We start from the raw sequence: 6,790 nt of genomic DNA, 5'->3' as shown, positions 1-6,790 counted from the left end.
CCACCGCTGGCAGCCCACCACCGTCGCGGGCATGCGCGAACGGGTCTGCGTTCTCTGCGGTCGCAACCACTTCGACGCCTCGGTACATCCAGACCGAAGCTCGAGCGAGAACACATCCTTCCACTTCATTCCCTGGGGCGCCGGAGGAGGCGGGGGCATCTTCTGAATCGCCACCGACAACAGCGGCGACCTCAGTACAGATGACCTTCGCGAGGCATTGTTCGCGACCGAGCACCGAGTGGACTCGACGCAAAGCGGCTGCACCATCTGCGTCACATCGCCGCCAGTCGACCGCCGCGGTGGGCTTAAGGGATAGCGCTGGCTGCAGCGAAGTCGGTCAAGGTGGGGGAACCGGGTCCGCATCTGGGTGGTGTGCGCCCCTCGCGCGAAGGCCGGATGAACCCCGAGCCCCGGGAGCTCGGGTTCACGGGCGACTGGGTGGCAGCTCAGGGCTGGTTCGGGATCGACGTCAGGGTCATTCCGGATGTGGAGCGGTGGCCACGGGGCGCATTCTGCGGAACATGCACGATCTCGACCGAACGTTGAAGCGCATGGCCGTCCCCCCTGACGGCAGGTCCCCGTCAGCAGCGAGGGCCGCGCCACCTCAGTACAGCCTGCGCCAGGTGCTGGGCGTGTGGGCGTTGGCGGCACTGCCGATGGCGGTGCTGGCTTGGCTGGTCACCCCGGCGTTGGCGGATCGGCTGAGTGGTCCTGCCGCTTGGCCGAAAGCACTGCTGGCATGTCTGACGGTGGGCCTGATGTGGCAAGGCGTCGTGGTCCTGGTCCTGCTGCGACGCGAGATCGGTCCCCTTCACTGGGGCGCCGTCAAGGACGCGCTGTGGTTGCGTCCGCCACGTAGCCCGGGCACCGGCCGCATCGGTGGACGGCTGTGGTGGGTGCTGGTCCCGGCGATTCTCGTCGTCGGCATCGAGCAGCTCCTGCCCTCGCTGCCGGTCCCGGCCGGTCGAGACCTCGGGGTTCTCCTCCGGTCCTCAGAGGGGCACGACTTCCTGTCGGGGAACTGGCCGTGGTTCGCGGCGATCGTTGTGATGGCCGTCTTCAACACGATCCTCGGAGAGGAGCTGCTCTTCCGCGGGCTCCTGCTGCCAAGAATGCACGGCGTCTTCGGCCGCGCCGACTGGCTGGCCAACGGGGTCCTGTTCGCGGCCTATCACCTGCACATGCCGTGGGCCATCCCCAAGATCCTGCTGGACAGTCTGGCGCTGGCCTATCCCGCCCGCCGGTACACCAGTGCCTGGCTGGCCATCATCGTGCACAGTCTGCAGTCGGTGCTCATCGTGGCGGCGTCACTCGCGCTCGTTCTTCATTGACCGCATGATTCACCTCATGGCCGACCAAGCGGCTAGACAACCGTGCCCTTCCGCCGCGAAGCGGCCGTGTCCTTCCGCCGCGTGTCGTCTGGACAGTAGGCATCCGTGTCGTCCAGGCCCTATAGGTTCAGCCGGACATGAGCGGAGATATGGAGGTACGCCATGGCAGCACTGGTGTCGTTCTACGGCGAGAAGCCCATCGACATGCCGGACAGTTCGGAGCGTCTCTACATCGAGCAGCAGCCTCTCAGCGAGGCGTCCGAGTTCGAGGTGGGCTACCCGGAGCCTGACGTCGTCTACGTCCGCCATCCCGTAAGCAGGAAGCGACTCATCCCTTTGGCGAGCTACCACTCGCAGATCCTCGTCGAAAAGACAAACGACGCGATCGCCATGCTCACTGCGCTCGGAGCGAGCAGGATCGATCTGTCCTACTCGGGCAAGATCTCTGACCAGGCGAAGGCCGACGTCGAGATCCTCTTCGGAGTGTTGAGCTTCGGTGGCAACAAGAGCGACTCGGAACACCTACGGGGCATCTACCAGGCCAGCGGTGACGGATCGCATCCCCGAGCCCTCCCGCCACTTCTATGGATCGACCAGCCGGGTTGGCGAGGGATCATCGACGGCAGACTCCACGGCGGCATGCGTGAGTTCGCGCTGACCTTCACCTACGAGCACGACAGTGGAGTCGACGCCGACCTGGTCTCGAACGCCCGACAAGCGGGCCTGCGCATCGGCGGGGAGTTCAGGAAGGCGCACCGCGTCTCGTTCAACCTGCGGGGAGAGTTTCCGCCCCTCGGCGACGCAGCGCCTGAGTCGTTAGCCGGTGGCCAGGACAACGACGCATTCATGGCCAATTCTTGATCCCTGAGGCTCTGCTGCCTCGACTCTGCCATTGACCGTCGCGCGACGTCCGCTCCGCCCTCGCGTCTCCGTCCTGTCCGCCGCTGCATGTCCCGACGCGCGTCTATCCGCCGCGAAGGGGCGCCTGCCGTGTTCCGGACGTGCCGAGTCGCCACCGTTGCAAGGGCCAGTTGACTGCGCTCGCTCGGGCCGTCGCGTTACGAGCGCGCCCTCCCGGGCGGCCAATTGGACGTCATCGGTTAGCTCTCTGACCAGCACTCGGCGGACACGATGCAGATCGATGACACACCTTCCGCTTGTGGGTCCGTCACGCGCTACGGTCGGCCTGTGGCCGTGACCAGTTTCTCGACGCCGGCAGGTCGTGGCTTCTCTGACGGGGCGCCCTGCACGGGCTTACTGCACTGTCCGGCCCGTACTTGCCGTGGAGTTCGGGCGCGATGCGACCCGCCGGGCTCGTGACCGTGTGCAACGACATCGTCCTGAACGAGCGGCGTCGCATCGTCGAACTGGGCAGCGGTGTCAGCACCGTTCTGCTGGCCCGCCTGCTGCACCAGCGACCACCGCCCGGTGGCTTCCTCATGGCGAGCGTCGAGCACGACCCGGTCTGGGCCCGGTGGGTGCGCGACCAGCTCGATCGCGAAGGCATGGGGACCGATGTCACGATCGTTCCAGCGCCGTTGGTGCCGCACGCCCGCGCCGACCCCGGCCTCGCTTGGTACGACGAGGCGGCCCTGGCCCAGGGACTTCGCGAAGCGCTACGAGGAGACTCGATCGACCTGCTGTTGGTGGACGGCCCGCCCGCTCATGCCACCGGCCACGGCTTGGCCCGCTACCCCGCCCTGCCGGTTCTCGCAGACCTCCTTGCCCCGGGCGCCACCGTCGTTCTCGACGACACCGATCGTCCCGGGGAGCAGGAGGTCCTGCGCCGGTGGGAGCACGAGACGGGCCTCACCTTCGACCGCAGCCCCGAGCGTGGGGGCGTAGCCGTGGCCCGGATGGCCGCCGAGGCCACGGGCACCAGCCATGGCTGACCCGACCTCGACGGGCCGGCGGCCGCTCACGATCGCGCGAATCATCGGAGTGCTGGAGCGTGGGGGGGCCCAGCTCTCCGCGCTGCGGCTGTCCGCCGCCCTGCGCTCCGAGGGTTTCGACACCCGCCTGTACGCCGGGGACGCCACCGACGAAGGGATCGCCCTCGCGGCCGCCTTCGACGTGCCCGTCGAGACCTTCGCTCGGGACGCACACCTGCAATGGGTGCCGTCGACCGATTTCGCAGCATGGCTGCGCCCCCGCCTGGCCGACGCCGACCTCGTCCACGCCCACATGTTCGGGGCCTGGTGGGCGGCAGCGGCCGCCGTGCCCGACGGGGTTCCGCTCGTGGCCTCCGAGCACAACGCCATGACCTGGCCGTACGGCGACCATGTCGCCCAAGCCCGCGCCGCCGCCGGACGCCTTGCGGCCTTCTTCGCCCACGGCCCCGCCGCCCGCGGCTTCGCCGAATCACTCGGCGTCCCGGAAAGCCGGATGCGCGAGGGACGCTCCATCGTCGACGGCTTCGATGCGCGACCGCTGCCCGGCCTGCCCAGCCTCAGGGTGACCTTCGCCGGGCGCCTGCACCCCGAGAAGGGTGTCGACGTCCTGCTCGAGGCACTGGCCCTGCTCCCCGATCCGCCGACGACGCTCCTCCTCGGAGACGGTCCGCTGCGCGAGTCCCTCACTGCCCGGTCGCACGCCCTCGGCCTGTCCGACCGGGTTCTCCTGCCGGGATGGGTGCGTTCGCCCGGCTCCTACATCTCCGGAGCCAACCTGCACGTCGTCCCGTCCCGGGAGGAAGCCTGGTCCCAGAGTGCCGTCCTCGCCCTGGGGCTGGGGGTGCCCGTCCTTGCCAGCGCCGTCGAAGGGCTACCCGTCACGTTGGGACAGGGCCGCGGTGTGCTCGTCCCGCCCGAGGACCCCGAAGAGCTCGCCTGCGCCATGGACGAGCTCCTGCACGGGCGGGGGGTACCCGACCCCACACCGGGGCGCGTCTACGCCGCACGCTTCACCCCTGAGCAGATCGCGCCGTACTACGCCGACACCTACCGGCAGCTCATGCCTGAGCAACCGGCCACCCCACATAAGTCCCACGCCTCACCGTAGCGAGCCGCCGACGCACCCGCGTGACACGAACCGGTCGATCGAGCCGTGACCGGCTCACCGCTGCGTCATCCCGCCGCTTGCGGGGCGCGTCGGCGTTACCGGATCCGCCGACGAGTGGCCGTTCGCACCGAGGTGTTTCAGGCACGGCCACCCGGCGACGCGGCTACTCTCCAGCCGACGACCCGGCGGGAGAAACAACGTCAAATGACCAACGCCGCGTACGCCCAGGCGGCGACGGTGGGGCAGGTGCTGAGAGACTCAGTCCCATGCTCAGCACGACAAGGATCACCATGCCAGCGCAGCGGAGTCCCAGAACCGACCGGACAAGCCCGAACCCGGCCCCGTCCAGTTCGGCTGACTCGCCGGTTTTCGACCGTTCGAGGCGTGGGCTATGAGCGCGGGCGGCGGTCGCAGACCTCAGACCCGCGGGCGGGGACGCGCCTCTCGGCGGTCCCAGGATCTTCCCGGGCTGCCGCGCGACGGCCTTCGGATCGTTCCCCTGGGGGGCTTGGGTGAGATCGGCCGCAACATGACGGTCTTCGAGTACGCCGGGCGGCTGCTCATCGTCGACTGCGGCGTCCTGTTCCCTGAGGAGCACCAGCCAGGTGTCGACGTGATCCTGCCTGACTTCTCCTGGCTCCGGGACCGTCTCGACAAGGTGGACGCGATCGTGCTCACGCACGGCCATGAGGATCACATCGGCGGCGTGCCCTACCTACTGCGCGAGCGGGCGGACATTCCGGTCGTCGGCTCGCGTCTCACGCTCGCCTTCCTCGAGGCGAAGCTCAAGGAGCACGGCATCACCCCCGTCACCGTCAAGGTCAGCGAGGACGACCGGCGCACCTTCGGTCCCTTCGACTGCGAGTTCATCGCCGTCAACCATTCCATCCCCGACGGGCTCGCCGTCGCGATCCGCACCGCGGCGGGTCTCGTCCTTCACACGGGCGACTTCAAGATGGACCAGTTCCCGCTCGACGGTCGGGTGACCGACCTGCGTGCGTTCGCTCGCCTCGGCCAGGAAGGCGTCGACCTCTTTCTCGTCGACTCGACGAACGCGGAGGTCCCCGGCTTCACGGTGTCAGAGGGCGAGCTCTCCCCCGCGATCGAGACCGTGTTTCGGACGACGCCAGGCCGGGTCATCGTGTCGAGTTTCGCCAGCCACGTGCACCGCATCCAGCAGGTGCTCGACGCGGCCCGCGACCACGGACGGAAGGTGGCCTTCGTCGGCCGGTCCATGGTGCGCAACATGGGCATCGCCGCGGACCTCGGCTACCTGGACATCCCGCAGGGCTTGGTCATCGACCTCAAGCAGCTCGAACGCCGCCCGGCGAACCAGATCGCCCTGATCTGCACGGGATCGCAGGGTGAGCCGCTCGCCGCCCTGTCCCGGATGGCCAACCGCGACCACCCCATCCGCGTCACCGAGGGCGACACCGTGCTGCTCGCCAGCTCCCTCATCCCCGGCAACGAGAACGCGATCTACCGCGTGATCAACGAACTGACCCGCTGGGGCGCGAACGTCGTGCACAAGGGCAACGCCAAGGTTCACGTCTCCGGCCACGCCAGCGCCGGCGAGCTCGCCTACTGCTACAACATCGTCCAACCCTCCAGCGTGCTGCCCGTGCACGGTGAGTGGCGTCACCTGCGGGCCAACGCCGACATCGCCATCCGGACAGGCGTCGACCCCAAACGCGCCCTCATCGCCCACGACGGTGCCGTCATCGACCTCGTCGATGGCCAGGCGAAGATCACCGGCTCCGTCCCTGCCGGGCTCGTCTACGTCGACGCCATGACCGTCGGTGGAGCAACCGAGGAGTCGCTCCACGTGCGCCGCACCTTGGCCGAGGAAGGAGTCATCACAGTCGTCTGCATCGTCGATCCCGACACCGGCAAACTCACCGAGGAGCCCGACTACCTCGCCCACGGATTCGAACACGCCCCAGGCGACTTCGCCAAGGCCACACCCGCCATCCAGAAGGCACTCACCACCGCCAACAAAGAAAACATCGAGGACATCGAGCAGATCGAGGAACTCGTCCGTCAGGCAATGTCCAACTGGGCCTACCGACAAACCCGCCGCAGCCCCCTGATCATCCCAGTCATCGTCGACGCCTGAGCCTCCGCAGGCCCGCCGCGAGCAACACCCTCCCGAGGGTTGGATGACGATCTTGGCTGCGGACCCGCCCTCACGAGACCTGGCATGTCCGACGTCACCCACTGCCCCAACCAGCCATCCGCGCTAGAGACGCTGCACTGGTCACCCGATCCTCAACCCCAAGGGCCACCGGACAGACACAGTGAGCGGTGCGCCGGAAGCCCGAGTCATATCGCCGCGATCGTCCACACGTCGGGCTCCATAGGCACCGAGGACCGTATCGATCCTGGGCTGACGCCGTGAGCGAGTTCATGCGGCGGCTTAATAGCCGCTCTCCCCACCACCACCGCCACCGGCACCGCCG

Annotated in this window: 5 protein-coding genes; all 5 read left to right on the top strand. The window is 68.2% G+C overall.

The window, feature by feature from the left end; genetic code table 11:
• Positions 1 to 521: 521 nt before the first annotated feature.
• Positions 522 to 1,331: a CPBP family intramembrane glutamic endopeptidase gene (locus ASH01_RS06875; RefSeq protein WP_082619571.1), complete on the top strand. Its 810-nt coding sequence runs from the start codon at positions 522 to 524 to the stop codon at positions 1,329 to 1,331.
• 162 nt (positions 1,332 to 1,493) lie between these two features.
• Complete coding sequence (locus ASH01_RS06870) at positions 1,494 to 2,192, top strand: hypothetical protein (protein WP_056773411.1); 699 nt, start codon at positions 1,494 to 1,496, stop codon at positions 2,190 to 2,192.
• A gap of 437 nt (positions 2,193 to 2,629) precedes the next feature.
• The gene (locus ASH01_RS06865; protein ID WP_056773408.1) at positions 2,630 to 3,223 is read left to right on the top strand and encodes a class I SAM-dependent methyltransferase; all 594 of its coding nucleotides are present in this window, start codon (positions 2,630 to 2,632) and stop codon (positions 3,221 to 3,223) included.
• On the top strand, positions 3,216 to 4,331 hold the full coding sequence (locus tag ASH01_RS06860) for a glycosyltransferase (RefSeq protein ID WP_056773406.1): 1,116 nt from the start codon (positions 3,216 to 3,218) through the stop codon (positions 4,329 to 4,331). Before ASH01_RS06865 ends, ASH01_RS06860 begins: the two co-directional genes overlap by 8 nt.
• Before the next feature lie 391 nt (positions 4,332 to 4,722).
• Complete coding sequence (locus tag ASH01_RS06855) at positions 4,723 to 6,447, top strand: ribonuclease J (protein ID WP_200961775.1); 1,725 nt, start codon at positions 4,723 to 4,725, stop codon at positions 6,445 to 6,447.
• Positions 6,448 to 6,790: the final 343 nt, after the last annotated feature.

It is taken from the genome of Terrabacter sp. Soil811 (assembly GCF_001429655.1).
In the GTDB taxonomy this organism is placed as follows: Bacteria; Actinomycetota; Actinomycetes; order Actinomycetales; family Dermatophilaceae; genus Terrabacter.
The sequence above is the reverse complement of the archived record's forward strand: the minus strand, read 5'-3'. Positions and strand labels throughout refer to the sequence as shown.